A 1,053-nucleotide genomic window follows, 5' to 3' on the forward strand; every position below is an offset into this window, starting at 1 on the left:
GTGCTTAAGCCCCGCTACATTGTCGGCGCAGGACCACTTGACCAGTGAGCTATTACGCACTCTTTCAAGGGTGGCTGCTTCTAAGCCAACCTCCTGGTTGTCTGGGCAATCCCACATCCTTTCCCACTGAGCACACACTTAGGGGCCTTAGCTGGTGTTCTGGGCTGTTTCCCTCTCGACGACGAAGCTTATCCCCCGCCGTCTCACTGCCACACTCTCACACCACGGTATTCGGAGTTTGGTTGATTTCGGTAACCCGGTAAGGCCCCTAGACCATCCAGTAGCTCTACCCCCGTGGAGAAACATGTGACGCTGCACCTAAATGCATTTCGGGGAGAACCAGCTATCACGGAGTTTGATTGGCCTTTCACCCCTACCCACAGCTCATCCCCTCAGTTTTCAACCTAAGTGGGTTCGGGCCTCCACGACGTCTTACCGTCGCTTCACCCTGGCCATGGGTAGATCACTCCGCTTCGGGTCTAGACCACGCGACTAAAATCGCCCTATTCAGACTCGCTTTCGCTACGGCTACCCCACACGGGTTAACCTCGCCACGCAGCACTAACTCGCAGGCTCATTCTTCAAAAGGCACGCCATCACCCGAAGGCTCTGACGGCTTGTAGGCACACGGTTTCAGGTACTCTTTCACTCCCCTCCCGGGGTACTTTTCATCTTTCCCTCACGGTACTAGTCCGCTATCGGTCTTCAGGAAGTATTTAGGCTTACCGGGTGGTCCCGGCAGATTCACAGCAAATTCCACGAGCTCGCTGCTACTCGGGAACACCACCAAGACCTACAACAAGTGTTTTCGCGTACGGGACTCTCACCCACTCCGGTCTGCTTTCCCAAACAGTTCCACTAACACTCGCGTAGACCCGGAAGACTGTCAGATCTTCCAAGGCGGGTCCCACAACACCGCACACACAACGCCTGACAGCTTGACATGTGCACGGTTTAGCCTCATCCGCTTTCGCTCGCCACTACTCACGGAATCACGGTTGTTTTCTCTTCCTACGGGTACTGAGATGTTTCACTTCCCCGCGTTCCCTCCAC

1 rRNA gene is annotated in these 1,053 nt (G+C 55.3%); it reads right to left on the reverse strand.

Annotated elements, in window-relative coordinates:
- Positions 1–1,053 (reverse strand): 23S ribosomal RNA (locus BLV57_RS42710); the annotation flags it as partial.

This window comes from Amycolatopsis xylanica, assembly GCF_900107045.1.
GTDB classification, from domain to species: Bacteria; Actinomycetota; Actinomycetes; order Mycobacteriales; family Pseudonocardiaceae; genus Amycolatopsis; species Amycolatopsis xylanica.